The sequence below is a fragment of the Pontibacter anaerobius genome (genome assembly GCF_026241195.1).
In the GTDB taxonomy this organism is placed as follows: Bacteria; Bacteroidota; Bacteroidia; order Cytophagales; family Hymenobacteraceae; genus Pontibacter; species Pontibacter anaerobius.
Map to the genome: position 1 here is coordinate 491,334 of NZ_JAPFQO010000001.1, position 20,429 is coordinate 511,762.

The following is a 20,429-nucleotide window of genomic DNA, read 5'->3' on the forward strand; positions in this document are numbered from 1 at the left end:
ATACTTAGGTGCTTCTGATCGAATTAAACAAAGCTATAAAAATTTTTGGTCTTTACCTGACTGTTTAGGCCAAGTAAAGGTAAAAGTTGAACCTAGGCCCGGTTCAGAGTTCACCCAGATGGTGCCGCCCTGCAGCTCTACAATCTTTTTCACGATGCTAAGGCCAACGCCCGTACTCTCCATGGCGTCACGTTCCTGCAAGGTCTGGAAAATGACAAAAATGCGCGAATGGTACTCAGGGTCAATACCGGGGCCATCATCTGCTACAGAGAAAACATGGAATTCATCCGTCTCATGGTGGCGAATGCTTATATGGCCCTTGTCTTTGTCATGGTACTTAATGGCATTGCTGATCAGGTTGCTGAACACCTGCTGTAGCTGTATACGAACGGTGTGTAAGATGGGTAAATTGTCTTGTACATCAATATAAAAACCACTTGGCGGCGAGAGCAGGTCTACCACCTCCGACAGCAGTTCGTTCACGTCTACCTCTTCCTCCACCTGGCTGGTGCGGCCAATGCGTGCCAGGGCAAGTATGCCGTTAATCAGGTTCTCCATGCGGTGTACACGCACACGCATCATAACCAGGTACTCCTGCACGTTTGCGGGCAGCTGCGTGCCCATGTCTTCCTCTACCCAGCGCGAGGCCACCTCAATGCCGCGCAGCGGCGCTTTCAGGTCATGCGATACCACGTAGGCAAACTGGTCCAGTTCCTTGTTCTTCAGGTCCAGCTCGGTAAAGGTCTCGTCAATAGTGGCCGACATACGGTTAAGCGAGTGCGAGAGTCGGCTTAGCTCATCATTGCTCGTATCCACGATCTGCGTTTTGTAGTCGCCCCTGGATATCTGCTCGGCCAGCGTCACCATCTTCATGATCCTGTTTGTAATGAGGCGGGTGATGTAATATGCCCAGCTAAGGCCGATAACCACTGAAAGTATGGTGAGGATGGTGGAGAGGTAGCGGGTGTTGCTTATACTTTCGTTCAGGCGCGCGCTGCGTTCGCCCCGCACTTTATACTCGTAAGCGTTAAAGTCTTTGAAGGCGCCCCGGATGGAGTCCATCATGATCTGCTCGCCCAGCACCAGTGTTTCCAGCTGGGCGTCGAACTGCCTTTCGGTCATCAGGGTGTCCTGCCCGCGCTTCATCTGTATGAGTGGCTCGGCAAAGGTCTTCTCCAGCCGCTGCTGGTACCTGGCAATGTCATCGAGTTTGCGTTTCTGGTTAGGAGAGGTAACAAAGTTTCGCATTTCCTGCATCAGGGCAGGCATCTGGTCGCGTGCCTGGAAGTATGGTTTCAGGAATTTCTCGTTACCGTTTAGCAGGAACCCGCGCAAACCAGTTTCCATATCAATGATGTTTCGCTGCAGGGAAGCTGAGTTACGCACCACAACCTGAGAGCGGGACACCCACTGCGTGTTCTCGATAACGGCCTCCGACAGGCGGAAGTTAACGATGGCCACGGCAGTAAAGAGCACCGAGATCAGTAAGAATCCGGCAAATAGTTTTACAGAAAGTTTCATGTATAAGGGCTGAGGCTATACTTTAAACCGTGGCCAAGCAGGCGCAACGGCTGGTAAGGCTACCTATTTGGCGTAGTGGTTGCTGAGTTTTGTAAAAGCAGGTATGTGTTGTGATATCGCAGGGCCGCAGCAGCGGTGCGAAAATAAAGTATAGGGGTAATCATATATTTCCTTTGGCTATTATTATGGTTTTTGCTCTTACGCAGGCAAAATGTGTTTGTTGCAGCTGCACCTGAAAAATCGGGAAAAAGCGGAGGCAGCTGCCGGCTATTAATTTAGGATGCGCCCGAAATTTACTTAATTTTGCTTTAAATCTAAGAACAGTTAAAACTGACATGGAACTTAAGAAGATCGCTCTCAACGATGTGCACGAGGCGCTGGGCGCCAAGATGGTGCCTTTTGCCGGCTACAACATGCCTGTGCGCTACACTTCAGATATAGAGGAACATAAGACCGTGCGCGAGGCCGTTGGTGTTTTCGACGTGTCGCACATGGGCGAGTTTATGCTGCGCGGCCCAAAGGCCCTGGACCTGATCCAGCGCGTTACCTCCAACGACGCCGCTAAGCTGACCGACGGCAAGATACAGTATTCCTGCCTGCCAAACGAGGATGGCGGTATTATAGACGACCTGCTGGTGTACCGCTTCGCTGAGGAGGAGTACATGCTGGTGGTAAATGCCTCCAACATCGAGAAGGACTGGAACTGGATCAGCAAGTATAACACCGAGGGAGTGGAGATGGAGAACATCTCTGATGAGGTCTCGCTTTTCGCGGTGCAGGGCCCGAAAGCTGCCGAGGCGCTGCAGTCGCTAACGCAGATTGACCTGGCCAGCATGGTATACTATACTTTTGAAAAAGGTGCGTTTGCCGGTGCGCAGGATGTGATCGTTTCAGCTACAGGTTATACCGGCGCGGGCGGTTTCGAGATCTACGTGAAAAACCAGGATGCCAAAAAAGTGTTTGATGCCATTATGGAGGCCGGTAAGGAGTATGGCATTAAGCCAATCGGTTTGGGTGCCCGCGACACGCTGCGCCTGGAAATGGGCTTCTGCCTCTACGGCAACGATATCGACGACACAACTTCTCCACTGGAGGCTGGCCTTGGCTGGATCACGAAGTTCGATAAAGACTTTACCAACTCCGGGAACCTGAAGGCACAGAAAGAGCAGGGCGTGAGCCGCAAACTGGTTGCCTTCGAGATGCTGGAGAAAGCCATTCCGCGCTCGGACTACGAGATCGTGAACGCAGAGGGCGAGAAGATAGGAGAGGTAACGTCCGGAACCATGTCACCATCGCTGGGCAAAGGCATTGGTATGGGCTATGTGGCAAAAGACTATAGCAAGGTTGGCTCTGAGGTCGCTATCCGCATCCGTAACAAAGACATGAAAGCGCAAGTGGTAAAGCTGCCTTTCGTTAAAAAGTAAATCATTGGTTGTTGGCTGATGGTTATTCGATGTCAAGCTTTTTAGGGGTAACCATCAGTCCATAACAAATAACAAAGTTTTATGCCAAGTATAGATGTATGCTTCAGCCCGGAGCTGTTGCATTTGTATGATTTGAAGGGAAAGGCAGTGGTGGCAGTGGATATTCTGCGTGCTACCTCTACCATGGTAACGGCATTTGCCGAGGGGGCTGCACAGATTTTCCCGGTGATGGAGCTGGAGGAGTGCCGGGGTTTTGCTGCGCAGGGTTGCCTGACGGCGGCGGAGCGCAACGGCATAAAAGCAGAGGGCTTCGACCTGGGCAACTCACCGTTCGGTTACATGGACGGTAACGTACTGGGCCGTGACATCGCCATTACCACCACCAACGGCACTCGTGCTATCCGCATGTCGGAGACGGCTGAGGAAGTGGTGGTTGGTGCCTTCCTGAACCTGCAAGCCGTAGCCGAGCACCTGGCAGAACTGGGGCTGGATGTGCTGGTAGTATGCGCCGGCTGGAAAGGACAGTTTAACCTGGAGGACACGCTGTTTGCCGGAGCTCTGGTGGAGCGCCTGCAGGATTCATTCTCCTCTGAAAACGACAGCGCCCTGGCTGCTGTATACTTGTACCAAACCGCCAAAGCTGATCTGGTTACATTTCTGCGGCAGTCATCGCATGTGCGCAGGCTGGAGCACCTTGAGATTCACAAAGACATTGAGTTCTGTCTCCGCCACGATGTTTACAACGTGCTGCCCGTGTGGCGCCACGACAGGCTGGTGGATCTGAAAGTGAAAGAGGTAGAGAGTTGAGGGGTTAGAGAGTTAACTTTTCTGAAGTATAAAACGGGAGCGGCTGGCACTATATAAATGCCAGCCGCTCCCGTTTTATACTTTACAGCTTCCTTTTGCAGGTTTTTAACTTGTGACTTTGCATAACGTTAACTGGGCTCGAAGAGATCAAATTATAAGTATAGAGCGTCTTCAGTTTAAACTCTTTAAAGCATATTTTTCTGCTCCGCAGAAAGCAAGTTGCAAACTTGCATCAAGTATAGCCACAAGTTGAAAACTTGCGGCAGAAGCATCCGCTCCAAGTATAAACTCTAACTTACTTCAGTTTCTCGTTCTGCTTATGGCGGTTACTGTCGCGGTTGGTTTTCTTTTCTAGGTTTTTCTGTAGCGCCTCGGTCAGGTTTACGCCGGTTTGGTTAGCCAGGCAGATCAGCACGAACAGCACATCGGCCAGCTCATCGCCCAACTGCTTGCCTTCGTCGCTCTTCTTAAATGACTGCTCCCCGTATTGGCGTGAGATGATGCGGGCCACTTCGCCTACCTCCTCGGTAAGTATGGCCATGTTGGTGAGCTCGTTAAAATAACGCACTCCGTTCTCCTGTATCCACTTGTCTACTATGGCTTGTGCTTCGGCTATGGTCATGATGGGGTTGTCGGTTATTTGCCAAATTTAACTACAAAATCCACATAAGGGATACCGATAATAATGCTTTCTGCAATATCCGCGTTGTTCAGGAAAGCCAGGTCTACGGTTATCTTCTCACCCATAAATCGTAAGCCATAGGAGTAGATGCCATACAACTCATTGTCAGGCACCAGCCAGTTTTCCGTTACCAGCCCAATTTTGCGACTTACACGCTTCATGCCGCTGATCGTAATAATGGGCCTTTCCGAAAAAGAACCATCCACATAACCAAAGCCTAACCCAAGCGTGGCGTTGTTATCCGTGTTGCCATAGGTTACAATGCCATACCCTATGCCCAATCCGCCAAAGTCATCGAAGCCGGTTGACCTTAAGTATAGAATGCCTGCTCCGGCACGGACTTTTTCAGTTATCGGGAAAGTATACTTGGGCGTGATGAAAAATATAGGCTCCCCGGAGAAAGTGGAAATCAGCTCGAAACCCGCACCAATGGTAAACCTGTCGGTAATGCCGTAGTTAAACGAGTTAAGCACGAGGTATGTATTCTGGTAGTAGGCTTCCCCTTTGCGCAGGCTAAAGGCTGATGGGGAGAAAAGGTAGCGGGTGGCGTTGGGGTTCTCAAACCAGTATTCCCCGTCTTTAAAGTTGCGCTCATCCAGTATCCTGAAGCTTTTCACCTTACTCATCGGTATGGTTACTTCGCCGGCACTTTCTGTCATCAGGCGTATGCCTGCCTCATTCTGGCCCAAGAATACCCCCTGAAATACAGAGCCATCCTTTGTCTCAACCAGCCACCGCTGCGGAGCAGGCTGCTGGGTGCTAGTAGTGTCGGTTTGGGCTTGTGCAGAGGAGGCCACGCCCAGCAAGAAGCAGAAGCATAGCCCGATGCCTAGGTATAAAAGGTGTGTTTTGCGTCTCATTTGGGCAGCTGAAAGATTTATCTAAAAGTATAACTATACTTCAATATAATTATACGTATCTTTTGATAAACCTCTGCTACTGCGCCTACTCTTTATTTTTTGTATCGATGGTAATCGTAACCGGACCATCGTTCAGCAGCGATACTTTCATGTCTGCCCCAAACTCTCCCGTCTGCACAGGCTTGCCCATCGCCTCCTCCATCAGCTGCACAAAGCGCTCATACAAGGGTATGGACACAGCAGGCGGGGCCGCGTTGATGTAGGAGGGGCGGTTGCCTTTTTTGGTGTTGGCGTAGAGCGTAAACTGGCTGATGACCAGTACATCGCCGTCCACATCTTTTACGCTTAAATTCATCTTGCCCTCATCGTCTGAGAAGATGCGCAGCGCGGCTACTTTGCCGGCCATCCACTTCAGGTCTTCCTCGGTATCGTCGGAGGTGAAGCCGGCTAGCAGCAGCAGCCCCGGCCCGATTTGCCCTTTGGTGCTACCCTCAATCTCCACAGCAGCCTGTGTCACCCGCTGAATCACAATTCGCATAGTTTGCCATACTTTGGTTCGGGGCAAAGATAAGCATTTGAGGAATGGGAAAACTGAAAGTATGGGAGTGGGGCAAGTACCACAATCTAGCCACCGGGCTTAATCCACATACCCCTCATACAGGATTCTGCTTACCTTGCCTTTCTGCATGTAAAAGCGCAGGGTAACGGGTGCACCCTCTCTGGCAGAGGCGATGATCTCACTTGGGGTATGGGTTATTTTGATGTCTTTGCCCTGCGATTTGAGGCGGCTCACCAACTCGGCTTGTGTCATGCCCACCCGTAGGTTATTGCGCAGTTTTATGTCTGCGCTGCGAATATCAGCCATCTGCAGGTGCAGGTCGCCGGAATGGGAGGGGGCATAAAACTCCATGGATGATTTCCCGAACCGGATGGTGTAGATGGTATCGGTAACTTCCGCTGCGTGGCGGTTCTCGATGGCATCGGCATCCACGGTAAAATCGGCGTCAATTCGGTCGAAGTAGGTCGTCAGGTCATTGCTTTGCTGGCGGTTGGCCACGAAGGGGTTGCCTAGGAGATCGAGGGTGCCGGGGGGGCGGGTGCTGTGCACGGCAGTGGTGTCAGGCTCCGTAGCGGCGCGGCGCTCAAACGGCACGTCTGCCTCTTCTTCCGATGATTTGTCGGTGCAGGCGGTGGCAATGGTATGGACAAGCAGCAGCAACAGGAGCAGCCGGGCTTTCAGGCTGCACTTATAGCAGATGCTGTAAGGGCGGACGAACATAGTGAACGATGTATATAAGTATGAGGTGCGGGTAAACTATACTTGCATACGAGAATCTACCGCCCAAAAGTTATAGCTAAAACAGCTGCCGTGGGTTTGTTTAGGCCCGGGATAAAGTATAATTTGGCGGCAAAGATGATAAAAAATGAATACACAGCAAATAGCGCTGATCACTTATAAAGACGCAGGAAAATATACAGGCGTTTCTGAAGAGGAAAATGCCCGTCTGCACGAATTTTTAACGCAAAAAGGGCTGCCGGTTACGCTTGAAATCTGGGATGACCCAGCCGTGGACTGGAGCAAGTATGACCTGGTGCTGCTGAAGTCGCCGTGGGATTACTTTGACAAGATAGAGCTTTTTTATGCCTGGCTGAGTAAGCTGGAAGAGCTGCAGGTGCGCGTACTGAACCCGCTGCATACTGTGCGCTGGAACGCGGACAAGCGCTACCTGGTGGAGCTGCAGGAGAAGGGCGAGAAAGTGGTGCCGTCGGTGTGGTTGGATCAGGGCACGCAGCTAAACGTTGCTGATGTGTTTGCGCAACTGCAGTCAGAGAAGATTATCGTAAAGCCGGCCGTGAGTGGTGGCGCTAAAAACACCTTTGCCCTTACCCAACAGCAAGCAGAGGCCCAGGCAGAAAGTATAAACACGCTGCTGCAGCAGGAGAGCTTCCTGGCGCAGCCCTTCATCCCTGAGATCCAGACCAAAGGCGAGTGGTCGTTCCTGTTTTTTAACGGCACCTACAGCCACACAGTGCTCAAAACCGCCAAAGCCGGCGACTTCAGGGTGCAGCATTTCTTTGGAGGGACCGTGCACACACCGGAGCCACCGGCACAGCTACTGGAGTACGCCCATAACCTCGTGGACAAGTATGCCCAAGGCTGCCTGTATGCCCGCGTGGATGGCGTGGAGCTAAACGGTGCACTGGTGCTGATGGAGCTGGAACTGATTGAGCCTTTCCTGTTTATGGCTACCAGTGAGGGCGCCATAGAGCGTTACTACGAGGCTCTTGTGGAACAGCTGCAACAGCCGGCCCAAAGTATAGCCTAAGCTTTCTCAGAACTGTGGAAGATCAGCATGGGCACCTGCGCCTCCAGCACCAGCTTTTTGCTGAGGCTCGGCTTAAAGATGCTGCTGAACAGGGAGCGCTGGTGGTTATTAACTGCAACAAGGCCTACCTGCTCCCGCTTCACAAATTCCTGAAGGGCATCGGCCACGTCATCATCGCTGGGAAGTATGGCGAACTGCAGTTTGTGGTCGGGTATTGAAGTGTACAGCCGGGCCTGTAGCTGCTCCATTTTGTAGCTATCGTCCCGCTCCGAGTCTTCTGTGCCGATGTGGGCGCAGAGAATTTCGGAGTTAAAGGGCTGCAGCAACTGCATCAGCGCCGTAAGCGCCTCCGCATCTGTCTTGTCGAAATCGGTGGCGTAGAGCACATGGCTCAGGCTATGCTGTTTGTAAGGCTCCGGCACGGTTAGCAGCGGCACCTTGGCATTTTCTACCATTTTGGTGGTGATGGTGCCAAACAGCGAGCGGGACACGTTATCTTCCCCCTTCGTGCCCATCAGCAGCAGGTTAGGCCTAAAGCGGCTGATCTCGTCCGGTATAATCTCCTCCGGCAGGCCGTTGATGAAGGCGTGCTTCAGGTGGATGTGCTGGCCGTGTATGCGGGCCTCTGCCTGCATTTCCTTGTACAAGCTCTCCAGCTTCTCCTGCTCATCCATTTGGTTGCGGTGCAGCACACGGTCAGTAATAATCTCCGAGCCGGGGCTTAACGGGTTGCGGCCAGTCTCATCAACCGGGTCGTCCAGTTCGGGCTGTAGCAGGTAATCGCTGAAGCAGTGTAGCAAAAGTATCTCTGCCTGCGGCAAGGCCGCCCCCATGTGCAGGGCATAGCGGCAGGCGTTGGTGGAGCTATCTGTGAAGTCTACGGGTATAAGTATTTTAAACATGCTCTTATTTGTTATCTAGGTTGGATGATGTATACGTGACAAGCCGGAAAAGGAGTTGTGCCTGTTCTGCGCCGCATGTGTACTTAAAACCGGCCTCTCAGTACAGTTCCAAAAATTCCCCTATTTTTGTAGCCAGACAGCACTTGACATGCCAAAACGCATTGTGTTTTTCTTTTTTGGGTTTGTTATACTTGCCTCCCTTGTCTACTACGGCTTTAACCGTTGGAAAGACTCCCGGGAGAAGGTAGACCTGTGGGCCCTGGTACCCGATAATGCGGCCCTGGTGGTGGAAACCAGCAACCATCAGGCACTGATGGAGCACCTGCGTGAAACCGAGCTGTGGCAGAGCTTTTCGGTACTGCCCGTGGCTAACCGTTTCCAGGAGAACATGACTTACCTGGATAGTGTCGCCCCCGGTAACCAGCGCCTCGACCGCTTCCTGAACGAAAAGAGGATACTTACCTCTTTGCATGTGGAGGCAAAGCTGGATGTGTCGTTTGTGTTTTATGTGCCCGTTAACTCCGTAGGCGAACACCGTTTTCTGCGCACCCTCACCGAGAACATCAACAAGAGCGAGATATTTGAGCAAAGCTCCCGCAGTTACCAAGGGCACCTGCTCACCGATATCACTAACACCCGCAACGGCAGCAGCTTTACCTACTTCACTTACCACAACAATATCATTCTGAGTGCCTCGCCTGTACTGGTAGAGGAAATTGTGCGGCGCATCACCAGGGGCAAGCCAACTTCTGTCGCGGCGCAGTTCAGCAACGTAGATTACCTGAACCAGCCCGAAGTATACGCCAATGTGTTTGTGAATTACCGCGTGCTACCAGAGCTGCTGGGCCTTTTTTTAGAGGAGGAGGTGATGCCGCACGTGCGCTACCTTGCCACGCTTTGCCAGAACGGCATGCTGGAGCTGAAGCTAGAGCAAAACAAACTATTCCTGAACGGCTTCTCAAGCCCCGAAAAGCTGAACAAATCGCTGCACAGCAACATGCAGCCGCAAAAGCCACAGCTATTGGGTGTAAAGGCATACCTGCCTAACCGCACCGCCATGATGCTGCACTTTGGCCTGCAGGAGATAGCCCGCTTACGGCAACCGCAGGAAGGGAACAGATCAGTCTTCGCAGCTACGGTGGATAGCCTTGCCAGAAGCTTCAGCAGGGAGGCTGCGCTGGTGTACCTGGAGTCGAACAGTATCAGCCAGAGCCCCGAGAAAATAGCCTTTGCCCACACGGCCAGCCCCGCCCAAACGCAGCGGCTGTTAAACAGCCTGGCAAAGCAACTCGCTGATGCCCGCAAGGAAAAGCCCTACTCCGAGAAGTATGGAAACCATACTATACACCTGCTGGACGTGCCCGAGCTTCCGGAGCAGTTGCTGGGCCGTGTGTTTAAGGGATTTGAGCAAAGCTACGTGGTGCAGGTAAATGATTATTTACTGGCCTCCGAGGAAGTGGCTACGCTGCACCACCTCATCGACGACATTGCAGAAGAAAACGTGTGGGGCAAATCGGTGGCGCAGAAGGCTTTTTTGGAGGAGACGCTGCAGGAGGCAAACTTTAGCCTGTACCTGAACACGGTAAATGCCTGGTATGTGCTTAACCGCTATACTTCGGAGGAGGAGCGGGAAAACCTGCTGCAGAACGCCACCCTCATTAAGCGGTTTGCACAGGTTAGCCTGCAGTTTTCTATAGTGGAGGGGCGCTACTACACCAGCCTGGTGATCCGCAGGCCAGACCAGGGCAAGGGCAGCGGGCAGGATGGTTTTGAGGAAGAGGAAAGTATAACTTTTGGCAACCGACTGGACACACGGCCTTTCCCGGTGCAGAACGCTGTGGACCGGAGCCGCGAACTGGTGGTGCAGGATTCCGCCAATGTGCTGCTCAACATATCGGCCCTGGGCAAGCGCGGCTGGACAGATAGCCTGGGCACCTCGCTGCGCAGCGATATCAAACAGATAGAGTATGGGCCGGATAAGAAACTACGCTACCTGTTTATCACTTCTAACCGCATTCATGCCATTAACAACCAGGGCCAGCCCCTGGACAATTTTCCGTTTAACTTGCCCGATACGCTGGACCTGCAGCACCTGGCGGTATTTGATTACGAGAAAGACGGCAACTACCGTTTGCTGGTGGATGACAAACTGGGTAACCTGTACATGTATAACCTGCGTGGTGCGGGGGTGCAGGGCTGGCAACCACGCCGCATGGACTACCGCCTGGCAGCCGAGCCGCAGCACCTGCGCGTAGGCGGCCGCGATGTGATACTGGTGGCGCTGGAGAATGGCTACATCTATGCCCTTAACCGCAACGGCGATACGTATCCTGGCTTCCCGATTAACCTGAAAGTGCCGCTTACATCCGGAGTGGTGGCTAAGGTTGGTGCCAACCTGCGGCGCACAGAGGTAACAGCTGTAACCAGGTATGGCAACGTGGTTACCATGAACCTGCAGGGTACTGTGCTGCGCAGCGAGCAGCTTATGCGGCCTAGCAAACGCGCGTTGTTCGACCTGGTGCCGGAGAGCAGCAACGGGCGATCCTATGTTATTGTGCGGCAGGAGCAGGGCAAGGTGGCGGTGCTGGACCAGGATTTAAAAGAGGTGTTTGAGAAGAACTATGTAACCTCAGCGCCTAAAATAGTGCAGTTCTTCCGCTTTGGCGGCGATAACATTGTGTACGCCATCACCGAAACAGGGCCGCGCAAAACGTACCTCTACGACTCCGGGGGCAGGCTCATCGGCAACCGGTCGCTGGAGAACAGCCACCCCGTTACCATCTATTACAACGAAATCGCCAACGATTATACTTTATACTTTACCTCCGGCAACCAGCTTAAGAAGTTCAGGTTTAGTGTGGGGGAGTAATATAATGGCGTATCTCGTAGCACGTATCATGTATCACGACAAAGGATATTTTGACAAAGAGGAAGATGCCCTTCAGTAATTCCGCTCTTTTGGAGGAGCCTCCTGTCTAACTGTCCAAAAGTAGTCGTGATGCTTGCTACGTGGTACGCGAAAAAATCAAAAACTCCTGAACCACCCTTTCTTGTAGAAGAAGTATAGCTGCAAAAGTATAAGTATAGCCATGAGACCCAGTAAGATAGGGTAGGAGTGAGGCTGGTACAGTTCGGGCATACTGTGCGGGAAAACCTGGCCTGTTTCCGGGTCCTCGTGCGCGAAATTCATCCCGTACAAGCCTACTATAAAACTGAGCGGAATAAAGATACTGGAGATGATGGTGAGCACTTTCATGATCTCGTTCATGCGGTTGCTCACCGTGGACATGTACAGCTCCACCAGGCTCGAGGCCATGTCGCGGTGGCTGTCTACCAGGTCTATCAGCTGCACGGCGTGGTCGTAGGCGTCGCGGAAGTATACTTTGAGATTTTCGGGGATGGTGGTCTCATCCATGCGCAGCAATTCGTTCATCAGGTCGCGGGCAGGCCAGGTAATGCGGCGCAGCTTCACCAGTTCGCTCTTCAGGTCCAGAATCTGGCTAAGGGTAGACTTGTTGGGCTCTCGCAGCACCTGTTGCTCTAGCTCTTCAATATAGATCCCGATGTCAGCCATTACGGGGAAGTAATAATCCAGTACCACGTCGAGGATAGCGTAGGCGATGTACATGGCGGGCCGCTGCCGGATAACGCCTTTGCCTGCCCGGATGCGCTCCCGGAGTGGGTTCAGGCAATCGCCGTAGTCGCTTTGCAGGGTAAGCACGTAGTTGGGGCCGGTAAACAGCGATAGCTGCACATCGTCCAGGGTCCTGAACTCCGGTGACCAGCGCAGCATGCGCGTGATGATAAACAAGCGGTTGCCGCCGAACTCCTCTACCTTAGGCCGCTGGTAATCATTTATCACGTCCTCCATCTGCAGCGCGTGCAGCCCGAAATCCTGCATTGCCATCTCCAGCACGGTTTGGTCTGCATAGCCCCGGATGTCGATCCAGTGCCGCGCGTCGGGCCGTTCCTTTACCTTCTGCAGCAGCTCTTGGTAGTTCGCCAGCTCCAGCTCCTCAAACATCTCCTCGTTAAACGACATCAGGAAAAACCGTGGAGCAAAGGCTTCGGGGGGGATGACCAGCGAGCCCGGCTTGTTTCCTGCCTTACGCTCCAGAATTTTGTTTCGGCGGCGGTTAAGCTTGTTGCGTTTCGACATAAGATGAGATTAGGCGTTAGAGAGTTAAGAGGTTGGGAAGTTAAAGAATTGCTTCTGAAAGAACAGATACTTCAACGCCTTCCATGTCCTCCAGTTTAGTAGTGATCTCCTCCTGCAGTTTGCGGCGCACCTCCAAGGTGAGGCGGCAGTCCAGTTCGAACTGCTGGTCCCGCACCTGCAGGTCGTACTCCTTCACCAGGCTCATCACATCGTTCATCTGCGGGTAGGCATAGTGCGCCTGCAGCAGTACAGTTTCATGTTTTTCTACAATGGTTGCCTGCGCTAGCGCATCGGCGGTGGCTACTTTATAGGCGTTTATCAGGCCGCTCACACCAAGTTTGGTACCCCCGAAGTAGCGCACCACCACCACCAGCACATTGCTTAGTTCGGCAGAGCGGATCTGGCCAAGTATAGGATCACCGGCGGAGTGGTTGGGCTCCCCGTCGTCGTTGGCGCGGTAGCGGCTTTGGTCGGCACCCAGCATGTAGGCGTAGCAGTGGTGGCGGGCATCGTAATACTTCTTGCGCAGCTCGGCCAGCACCTCCTTCACCTCCTCCTCGGTGTATACCGGGTAAGCCAGCGCTATAAACTTGCTGCCTTTCTCCTTGTACAGGCCCTCGGCGGGCTCGGCGATGGTTCTGTAGGTATCCTCCATGGCTTAAAACAGGTTGGCGATAATCTCCTGGTACGACACCAGCACCAGCGCCAGCACGGCCAGCACCAGACCCAGTATGTTCAGCGGTGTGAGTTTCTCCTTAAATAAGATTACCGCTCCGCCCGCCCCGGCCAGTATAATACCTATGTTGTTGATCGGGTAGAAGAAGGCCCCATCGTTATTGAAGTATGCCAGGGCTAGAATCAGGAAAAAGATAGACAAATAATTGGGTATACCAAGTATAACACCGGCCAAAATGCTACGGCGCCGGAAACTGGCTTTGGTACGAATGGATTGGTAAACGTACGCCAGCAGGCCCACCACGGCAGAGGTGGCAAAGGTGAGCATGGTAAACTGGCTGGCCTCGTGCGGCTGCAGGTGGTATTGGTTGGTATAGTTGATGAGCGAATCGGCAATGCCGCTGTTGAGGAAAATGATGAGCGGCAGCACCACCGCCAGCACCACTGATACCTTAGCCCCGCCCTCTTTTGCCTGTGGCCTGATGGAGGAAAGTATGATAGCCACCAGCGCCGCCGCCATACCGGCATAGTTAAGCCAGGTATAGTCCTTCACGGTGGTCTTGAGCACCAGCAGGCTGAACAGCACCGGGATCACCAGCGAGATTTTGGCGGCCACTGAGGCCACCGTTACACCCACTTTCTGCGCCGTGATGGCGATCAGGTAAAAGTTAACGATAAAGATGATGCCCAGCGCCATGGCAAAGTAAGCCCAGGTGCGGGTAAAGATCTCCGGCTGCAGTACGTCGTTGCCGCCCGGAAACATGAGCCCCACCAATACGCACACCACATAGTTTACCACAATGGCCTGGAAGGTATGGACACCATAGCGCTCGTACAGCTTAAAAATAAAGATGAGCGATGCTGTGCAAAGAATGCTTAAAAGTAAATATAGCATGGGCGAAGTTTAAATGCCGCAAAAGCTGCAAGATAACCAAAGGCAGCCAAGGGTAAAAATTATAGCGGTCTCTCCTAAAACACGTACCTTTGTAAGCGTACTAAAGTTTATACTTTTGCCAGCCACACCATACCTCATTCCGTTGCACCGCGCAGGTAGCCCTGAAATTGGCTACATCACCAGCACGCAGTTTGCCGAGAATATCCCCTTTGATATAAAGCGGGTGTTCTGGACCCAAGCCACACCGCCGGAGGTTGAGCGCGGCCATCATGCCAATCTGGCTACGGAGGAGGTGCTGGTTGCCCTGAACGGAAGTATAAAAGTGATGACCGATACCGGCCGCGAGAAGCAGGAGTTTGACCTGACGCACCCGCAGCAGGGGCTCTACATACCGGCCATGTGCTGGACCGAGCTGCGCTTCTCGGAGGGTGCCACCGCCCTCTGCCTTACCTCCACCAACTTTAGCGAGGCTGACTATATTCGCGATTACAAACGGTTCCTGCAGCTGGCCGCGCACATAGAGCTGTAAAAGTATACTTGTTGATGGTTAATTGACGATTGCCTGAATCAGGATTTACGGATTGAATGAAGTATGGCAAGCCGGTCCCTAAAGTAAGATTTCTAACTTTCTAACGCCAAAACTCTCTAACTTTATGCAGCCACTTCCATACTTCCAGTTCAGAGATTTTCCGGCAGGCCTGGAGGCGCAGGTGCAGCAGGCGCTGCTAGAAGCAGTGGCCGGCAAGCAATATGTGCTGGGACCACAGGTGCAGGCCTTTGAGCAGGAGTTTGCCACTTACCTGGGGGCAGGCGCAGCGGTAGGTGTAGGTAACGGTTACGATGCCTTGGTTATAGCCCTAAAAGCGTTGGGCGTTGGAGCCGGGGATGAGGTAGTGCTGCCGGTGCATACCTTTATCGCCACGGTAAACGCGGTGCTGCAGGTGGGGGCAAAGCCCGTGTTGGCCGAGCCGGATAAGCATACCTACAACCTCACCGCCGAAACCGCTGCCCGTCACATCAACCCAAAAACCAAAGCCATACTTGCCGTGCACCTCTACGGGCAGGTATGCCAGATGGAAGGGTTGCAGGGGTTGGCGCAATCACAAAGTATAAAATTACTGGAGGATGCCGCCCAGGCACACGGGGCAAAGTATAAGGGCCAGCAAGCCGGAAGCTTTGGCGATGCCGCAGCCTTCAGCTTTTACCCCACCAAAAACCTGGGTGCTTTAGGTGATGCCGGGGCTGTGGTTACTTCTGATGCTGACGTAAAAGCCTTTGCCAGAAAGTACAGGAATTATGGGGAATCTCAGAAGTACACATCGGAGCAGGTAGGTATAAACTCGCGGTTAGATGAGTTGCATGCAGCTGTGCTTCGGGTGAAGCTTCAGCTCCTGGATGCCATGAACGCCGAACGCCAGCGTCTGGCGCAGGTGTACCTGCAAGCGCTGCAAAACACCGGTGACCTTATACTTCCGCAAACAGCACCTGACTGCGAACATGTCTACCACATCTTCAATATTCGCACAAAGTATAGAAACGAGCTGCAGGCTTACCTGCAGGAGCAGGGGATAGGCACGGCTATTCATTACCCGGTGCCGGTACACCTGCAGCCAGCCTATACTTTCCTGGGCTACAAAGCCGGAGATTTCCCAGTAGCAGAAGAACTGGCCAGCACCAGCCTCAGCCTGCCGCTTTATCCTGGATTAACAGAGCCAGAGCAGCAGCGGGTAGTGGAGAAAGTAAAGGCGTTTTTCAGCAAGGTTTGATTGCTGATCTGCAGTGCCGGGTCCAATCACCCTTGCCCCCTTGCTGGAAGTTAAGAGTTTAGAACGATTAACCCACCCCATTCCCCTCCGAGGAGGGGAATGGCCACCTCTCCCCAACCCTCTCCTAAGAACAGGAGAGGGAGTCCGGTTCAAGTGGTGTAGCAATGGCTATCGAGAACTGATTCCAGTCCTTGGGTTGAGTGCCTTGTGAGATCCGGTGCCCGTAAGGGCATTGCGACCGAAGGGTAGCAAAGGAAGGGAACACAGCGCGATGCCCTTATTGAGGGCCCCTACCCCCAGGACGAGCCCTCCCGGGCCTGAGGGAGCCAAAGTAAGCTATGAAACTGTAGGTATGTAAGACTGAGGGTCAGCGGAAGCTAGTAAGTATAGCTTGTATCAGGTAGCGGAAAGCAGCGGCGATGAAAGTATAAACTGGCAATAAAAGTATAAACTGAAGAAGAATCGCTGCCATAAAAGTATAAACCGAGGATAAACAACCGCTTCAGTAGCAGGAACCAGTATAAAACATTTGCCTGCATAATTCCTTATCTTCGCCCATGCCCCAACCACTCGTCTCCATCATTTGCCTGTGCTATAACCACGAGCGCTGCCTGCGACCGGCGCTGGATTCGGTGCTGGCGCAGACATACCCCAACCTGGAGGTTATCATTGTAGACGACTGCAGCACCGATAACAGCGTTGGCATCATCCGGGAGTATGTGCAGCGGCACCCGCAGCTGAAATTCATCAGCACGGGCAGAAACCTGGGCAACACCAAAGCCTTTAACATAGGCTGGCGCGCCAGCCACGGCCGGTTTATACTTGACTTCGCCACCGACGATGTGCTGCTGCCCGAGCGGGTGGCACAGCAGGTACAGCAGTTTGAAAAGCTCCCTCCAGACTATGGTGTGGTGTATTCTGATGCCGAGTATATCTCAGACGATTCGGAACATTTATACTTGCACAGCCAGAAGTATAAAGCTGCACCGGATGGCGACGTTTTTGCCGAAGTGCTGGGGCGTTATTTTATCTGTCCGCCTACCATGCTTATCCGCCGCGAGGTGTTTGAGGAGTTGCACGGTTATGATGAGGGATTGGCCTATGAGGATTTCGATTTCTGGATACGGTCAGCACGCAAGTATAAATACGCTTATTTACCTGAGGTAACGACCAAACGTAGGCTGCACAGCCGCTCTCTTTCAAGTACCTGGTATACGAAAGGCAACCAATTGTTAGCCTCTACTGTTGTAGTATGCAAGAGGGCCGCCAAAATGGTACGCACGGAGCAGGAACGCAACGCACTGGCCAGGCGGCTGAAGTATGAAGCGCGGCAAGCTTACCTCACCGGTAATTTTACGGAGGCGGAGCAGTTGCTGGAGCTACTGGAACAGACAACAGGCACACCTTTTTTGTACCGATTTATCCGGGAGTTAAACAGGCATGAAATTAACTTGGGTTTCCTGCGGACGCTTAATAACTGGCTCCGGTACCGGCAGTAAATAGTACTGTTTTGTTTACCTACTCTCTTTTTATCCGTAAGCTAAAAAATACACCAGCTTTTTTAGGTTTAACGATAGTAGAACCCCTAAAATCATTTGAATAAGGTGTTTTTGTAGCTAATTTGTTACACATCAGGGGTACTATCAATATTTTAATGGCTATATTTGGCATTCAATTAAACAACAGCAACATGATTACATCAGCACTCGCCTCCCGTGCAGAAGTTATAAAATGGATGGAAGACTTTGTGGGAGAAAAGATCTCCGAGTTTCTTAAAACAGTAGAAGATAGCTGGCAACCCGCAGACCTATTACCGGATGCTACCGTTGACAATTTCTTTGATGAAGTGAAGGAACTGCGTGAGCGTGCCCGCGACTTGAGCTACGACCTGCTGGCCGTGCTGGTAGGCGACACGATTACGGAGGAGGCGCTGCCTACGTACGAAAGCTGGCTGATGACCATCGAAGGCTTACCGAAGGATCCGCAGGGCCCCTGGATGAAGTGGAACCGTGCCTGGACCGCAGAGGAAAACCGCCATGGTGATGCCCTGAACCGTTACCTGTACCTGAGTGGCCGTATCAACATGCGTGAGATGGAGGCCTCAACGCAGTACCTGATCGCCGATGGTTTCGATCTGCAGACCGATGATGATCCGTATCGCTCGTTTGTTTATACTTCGTTTCAGGAGACTGCCACTAATATATCGCACCGCCGTGTAGCACAAATCGCTAAAAAGCAGGGCGATAACCAACTGGCTAAGCTTTGCGGACACGTTGCCGCCGATGAGGCCCGCCACGCCAAAGCATACAAGGCCTTTGTGGGTAAGATATTTGAAGCCGACACCAACGAAATGATGCTGGCTTTCGAGGACATGATGCGTAAGAAGATCGTAATGCCGGCCCACTACATGCGTGAGTTAGGTGTGGACCTGGGTAAAACCTTCGGCCACTTTACAGATGCCGCGCAGCGTATCGGTGTGTACACTTCCGCAGACTATACCGATATTCTGGAAGGACTGATCAAAGAATGGAAGATCGAAACCCTGACTGGTCTGGACGAAGCCGGTGAGCGCGCCCGCGACTATGTGATGGCCCTGCCAAATCGTTTGAAGCGTGTGGCAGATCGCATGAAGATACCAGAGCTAGAGTATAAATTCCGCTGGATCGCGTAAGCAGCAGGGAATAATGTATAAATGAAGGGCAGGTTGCAATAGCAGCCTGCCCTTTTTTGTTACCTTCCCCCGGCCCCTTCCTAAAAACAGGAAGGGGAGTTAAAAGATTTGGCATTAGCATCCACCTTATCTTGTCCCATATCTTTTGGATCTGGCCTCAACTTAGTGAAATTGTCCCCTTGAGGGGACCGTAGGGGTGTTTACACCTGAAGAATATGCCCTTGATGCCACTGCTGCCGTTTATACATCCCTATAGTCTTTTGCTCTTTCGGATTTGCAATCCGAAAGCATACTTATATTAGGATTTCTAATCCGGCATTATACTTTACAAGCTGCGCAATTAGCTAATAGTCGGGTTGCAAATCCTAGTAATAAGTGCTTCGGGATTACAAATCCCGAAGAGCAAACGTCTTTTTATACTTGCAGCTGCAGAGATGTAGAGACGCAATATGTTGCGTCTTTTCTTTCCCAAAAGTACTCTTAAAGAAGTGTGCTTCCTGTTCTTAGGGCGTGAGCATCTTTTACAAGTATAAATCCCTCCTCCTCCGTATAACTCTTAATGCAAGAACATTAGATGGCGCTGCGTTGTTGAAGTATAAATAAGAAGATTATGGCTTTAGGATATAGATTTACGGATTACGTACCTCCGCAAGATGATAAGCCGGGTTTTGAGTCGCTGCTGAAGATCTTTATGCAGTTGGTGACCATTACCTCCGGCGACGTGGGGGAGGCGCTGAACTGGCTCAGCTCGCTGGATAAGCAGTACAACCTGACCGGCGATGAGTACGGTATCGGCGATTTTATTGAGGACCTAAAAAAGAAAGGCTATCTGGATGAGAACCCGCAGGAGCGGGGCGCTTTCCAACTCACAGCTAAAAGCGAGCAAGGTATAAGAAGAAGTGCGCTGGAGGAGATTTTTGGGAAATTGAAGAAAGGCGGCAAGGGCAGCCACGCCACACCGCACACCGGCATCGGCGAAGAAGCCAGTACCGACCGCCGCGAGTACCAGTTTGGCGATGCGCTGGAGCAGATCTCCATGACCGACTCGCTGCGCAACGCCCAGATCAACCACGGCATCGGCGATCTGTGGCTGACCGAGCAGGACCTGGAGGTAACCGAAACCGAGCACAAAACGCAGGCTTCCACGGTGCTGATGATAGACATCTCCCACTCCATGATCCTGTACGGCGAAGACCGCATCACCCCTGCAAAGAAAGTAGCCATGGCCCTGGCCGAGCTCATCAAGCAAAAATATCCCAAAGACACGCTGGATATACTGGTTTTCGGTAACGATGCCTGGCAGATAGAGGTGAAGGACTTGCCCTACTTAGAGGTAGGCCCATACCATACCAACACCGTGGCGGGACTGGAATTGGCCATGGATCTGCTGCGCAAGCGAAAAACCCCGAACAAGCAGATCTTTATGATCACCGACGGGAAGCCTACCTGCTTGAAAGAGGGGCTGCGTTACTACAAAAACAGTTTCGGACTGGACAGGAAGGTGGTGAATAAGACGCTTAACCTGGCAGCCCAGTGCCGCCGCCTCAGGATCCCGATTACCACGTTCATGATCGCATCCGACCCATACCTGCAGCAATTCGTAGATGAGTTCACGAAGGTAAACAACGGGCAGGCCTACTATAGCTCCTTGAAAGGTTTGGGGCACCTCGTGTTCAAAGACTACGGCCGCAACCGGAAGAAAAGTTTTTAATGTATCCAGACCTCACAGCGTCTTTGAGA

General features: G+C 52.3%; 18 protein-coding genes. 9 read left to right on the forward strand and 9 right to left on the reverse strand.

Annotated elements, in window-relative coordinates:
- Positions 1-33: 33 nt before the first annotated feature.
- Positions 34-1,521 carry a sensor histidine kinase gene (locus OO017_RS02285; protein ID WP_266050810.1) on the reverse strand — a complete coding sequence of 496 codons (1,488 nt, stop codon included), beginning with the start codon at positions 1,519-1,521 and terminating at the stop codon, positions 34-36.
- A gap of 335 nt (positions 1,522-1,856) precedes the next feature.
- Between OO017_RS02285 and gcvT the strand changes: the two genes are divergently transcribed.
- Together gcvT and OO017_RS02295 are read left to right on the forward strand one after the other, a co-directional pair.
- On the forward strand, positions 1,857-2,945 hold the full coding sequence (gene gcvT / locus OO017_RS02290) for a glycine cleavage system aminomethyltransferase GcvT (RefSeq protein WP_266050811.1): 1,089 nt from the start codon (positions 1,857-1,859) through the stop codon (positions 2,943-2,945).
- An 81-nt stretch (positions 2,946-3,026) separates the two neighbouring features.
- The gene (locus OO017_RS02295; RefSeq protein WP_266050812.1) at positions 3,027-3,752 is read left to right on the forward strand and encodes a 2-phosphosulfolactate phosphatase; all 726 of its coding nucleotides are present in this window, start codon (positions 3,027-3,029) and stop codon (positions 3,750-3,752) included.
- Between the two features lie 295 nt (positions 3,753-4,047).
- Here OO017_RS02295 and OO017_RS02300 read toward each other — a convergent pair whose 3' ends face one another.
- From OO017_RS02300 to OO017_RS02315, 4 genes are all read right to left on the reverse strand, one after another.
- Positions 4,048-4,374, reverse strand: coding sequence for a nucleotide pyrophosphohydrolase (locus OO017_RS02300; protein ID WP_266050813.1), 327 nt, complete (start codon positions 4,372-4,374; stop codon positions 4,048-4,050).
- A gap of 14 nt (positions 4,375-4,388) precedes the next feature.
- Complete coding sequence (locus OO017_RS02305) at positions 4,389-5,294, reverse strand: hypothetical protein (RefSeq protein WP_266050814.1); 906 nt, start codon at positions 5,292-5,294, stop codon at positions 4,389-4,391.
- Between the two features lie 85 nt (positions 5,295-5,379).
- Positions 5,380-5,832, reverse strand: coding sequence for a D-aminoacyl-tRNA deacylase (gene dtd / locus OO017_RS02310; protein ID WP_266050815.1), 453 nt, complete (start codon positions 5,830-5,832; stop codon positions 5,380-5,382).
- 99 nt (positions 5,833-5,931) lie between these two features.
- Positions 5,932-6,573 (reverse strand): hypothetical protein, encoded by a 642-nt coding sequence (locus OO017_RS02315; RefSeq protein WP_266050816.1) that lies wholly within the window; start codon positions 6,571-6,573, stop codon positions 5,932-5,934.
- Between the two features lie 145 nt (positions 6,574-6,718).
- Here OO017_RS02315 and OO017_RS02320 point away from each other — a divergent pair, with 145 nt between their 5' ends.
- Positions 6,719-7,621 carry an ATP-grasp domain-containing protein gene (locus OO017_RS02320; RefSeq protein WP_266050817.1) on the forward strand — a complete coding sequence of 301 codons (903 nt, stop codon included), beginning with the start codon at positions 6,719-6,721 and terminating at the stop codon, positions 7,619-7,621.
- Here OO017_RS02320 and OO017_RS02325 read toward each other — a convergent pair.
- Complete coding sequence (locus OO017_RS02325; protein ID WP_266050818.1) at positions 7,618-8,523, reverse strand: universal stress protein; 906 nt, start codon at positions 8,521-8,523, stop codon at positions 7,618-7,620. The two genes, OO017_RS02320 and OO017_RS02325, sit on opposite strands and share 4 nt — an antisense overlap.
- A 148-nt stretch (positions 8,524-8,671) precedes the next feature.
- Between OO017_RS02325 and OO017_RS02330 the strand changes: the two genes are divergently transcribed.
- Positions 8,672-11,392: a hypothetical protein gene (locus OO017_RS02330; RefSeq protein WP_266050819.1), complete on the forward strand. Its 2,721-nt coding sequence runs from the start codon at positions 8,672-8,674 to the stop codon at positions 11,390-11,392.
- A gap of 156 nt (positions 11,393-11,548) precedes the next feature.
- Here OO017_RS02330 and corA read toward each other — a convergent pair whose 3' ends face one another.
- The 3 genes from corA to OO017_RS02345 are packed head-to-tail and all read right to left on the reverse strand — an operon-like array spanning position 11,549 to position 14,252.
- The gene (gene corA / locus OO017_RS02335; protein WP_266050820.1) at positions 11,549-12,682 is read right to left on the reverse strand and encodes a magnesium/cobalt transporter CorA; all 1,134 of its coding nucleotides are present in this window, start codon (positions 12,680-12,682) and stop codon (positions 11,549-11,551) included.
- A 40-nt stretch (positions 12,683-12,722) separates the two neighbouring features.
- Positions 12,723-13,337 (reverse strand): IMPACT family protein, encoded by a 615-nt coding sequence (locus OO017_RS02340; RefSeq protein ID WP_266050821.1) that lies wholly within the window; start codon positions 13,335-13,337, stop codon positions 12,723-12,725.
- A 3-nt stretch (positions 13,338-13,340) separates the two neighbouring features.
- Complete coding sequence (locus tag OO017_RS02345; protein ID WP_266050822.1) at positions 13,341-14,252, reverse strand: hypothetical protein; 912 nt, start codon at positions 14,250-14,252, stop codon at positions 13,341-13,343.
- Positions 14,253-14,367: 115 nt separating this feature from the next.
- Here OO017_RS02345 and OO017_RS02350 point away from each other — a divergent pair, with 115 nt between their 5' ends.
- From OO017_RS02350 to OO017_RS02370, 5 genes are all read left to right on the forward strand, one after another.
- Positions 14,368-14,781 (forward strand): sugar 3,4-ketoisomerase, encoded by a 414-nt coding sequence (locus OO017_RS02350; RefSeq protein WP_266050823.1) that lies wholly within the window; start codon positions 14,368-14,370, stop codon positions 14,779-14,781.
- Positions 14,782-14,905: 124 nt separating this feature from the next.
- A complete protein-coding gene (locus OO017_RS02355) occupies positions 14,906-16,018 on the forward strand; it encodes a DegT/DnrJ/EryC1/StrS family aminotransferase (RefSeq protein ID WP_266050824.1) in 1,113 nt (370 codons plus the stop codon).
- A gap of 557 nt (positions 16,019-16,575) precedes the next feature.
- Positions 16,576-17,517, forward strand: coding sequence for a glycosyltransferase (locus OO017_RS02360; protein WP_266050825.1), 942 nt, complete (start codon positions 16,576-16,578; stop codon positions 17,515-17,517).
- 191 nt (positions 17,518-17,708) lie between these two features.
- Positions 17,709-18,689, forward strand: a complete 981-nt coding sequence (locus OO017_RS02365; RefSeq protein ID WP_266050826.1) for an acyl-ACP desaturase — start codon at positions 17,709-17,711, stop codon at positions 18,687-18,689.
- A gap of 610 nt (positions 18,690-19,299) precedes the next feature.
- Positions 19,300-20,400, forward strand: coding sequence for a vWA domain-containing protein (locus OO017_RS02370; protein WP_266050827.1), 1,101 nt, complete (start codon positions 19,300-19,302; stop codon positions 20,398-20,400).
- The last annotated feature ends 29 nt before the right edge of the window (positions 20,401-20,429 follow it).

Bases quoted from the DNA above. Each gene is read 5' to 3' on its own strand.
- OO017_RS02365 (WP_266050826.1), top strand. From the start codon at position 17,709: ATGATTACATCAGCACTCGCCTCCCGTGCAGAAGTTATAAAATGGATG.
- OO017_RS02320 (WP_266050817.1), top strand. From the start codon at position 6,719: ATGAATACACAGCAAATAGCGCTGATCACTTATAAAGACGCAGGAAAA.
- OO017_RS02300 (WP_266050813.1), bottom strand. From the start codon at position 4,374: ATGACCATAGCCGAAGCACAAGCCATAGTAGACAAGTGGATACAGGAG.
- OO017_RS02295 (WP_266050812.1), top strand. From the start codon at position 3,027: ATGCCAAGTATAGATGTATGCTTCAGCCCGGAGCTGTTGCATTTGTAT.
- OO017_RS02330 (WP_266050819.1), top strand. From the start codon at position 8,672: ATGCCAAAACGCATTGTGTTTTTCTTTTTTGGGTTTGTTATACTTGCC.
- corA (WP_266050820.1), bottom strand. From the start codon at position 12,682: ATGTCGAAACGCAACAAGCTTAACCGCCGCCGAAACAAAATTCTGGAG.
- OO017_RS02370 (WP_266050827.1), top strand. From the start codon at position 19,300: ATGGCTTTAGGATATAGATTTACGGATTACGTACCTCCGCAAGATGAT.
- gcvT (WP_266050811.1), top strand. From the start codon at position 1,857: ATGGAACTTAAGAAGATCGCTCTCAACGATGTGCACGAGGCGCTGGGC.
- OO017_RS02340 (WP_266050821.1), bottom strand. From the start codon at position 13,337: ATGGAGGATACCTACAGAACCATCGCCGAGCCCGCCGAGGGCCTGTAC.
- OO017_RS02355 (WP_266050824.1), top strand. From the start codon at position 14,906: ATGCAGCCACTTCCATACTTCCAGTTCAGAGATTTTCCGGCAGGCCTG.
- OO017_RS02315 (WP_266050816.1), bottom strand. From the start codon at position 6,573: ATGTTCGTCCGCCCTTACAGCATCTGCTATAAGTGCAGCCTGAAAGCC.
- dtd (WP_266050815.1), bottom strand. From the start codon at position 5,832: ATGCGAATTGTGATTCAGCGGGTGACACAGGCTGCTGTGGAGATTGAG.
- OO017_RS02360 (WP_266050825.1), top strand. From the start codon at position 16,576: ATGCCCCAACCACTCGTCTCCATCATTTGCCTGTGCTATAACCACGAG.
- OO017_RS02325 (WP_266050818.1), bottom strand. From the start codon at position 8,523: ATGTTTAAAATACTTATACCCGTAGACTTCACAGATAGCTCCACCAAC.
- OO017_RS02285 (WP_266050810.1), bottom strand. From the start codon at position 1,521: ATGAAACTTTCTGTAAAACTATTTGCCGGATTCTTACTGATCTCGGTG.
- OO017_RS02305 (WP_266050814.1), bottom strand. From the start codon at position 5,294: ATGAGACGCAAAACACACCTTTTATACCTAGGCATCGGGCTATGCTTC.
- OO017_RS02345 (WP_266050822.1), bottom strand. From the start codon at position 14,252: ATGCTATATTTACTTTTAAGCATTCTTTGCACAGCATCGCTCATCTTT.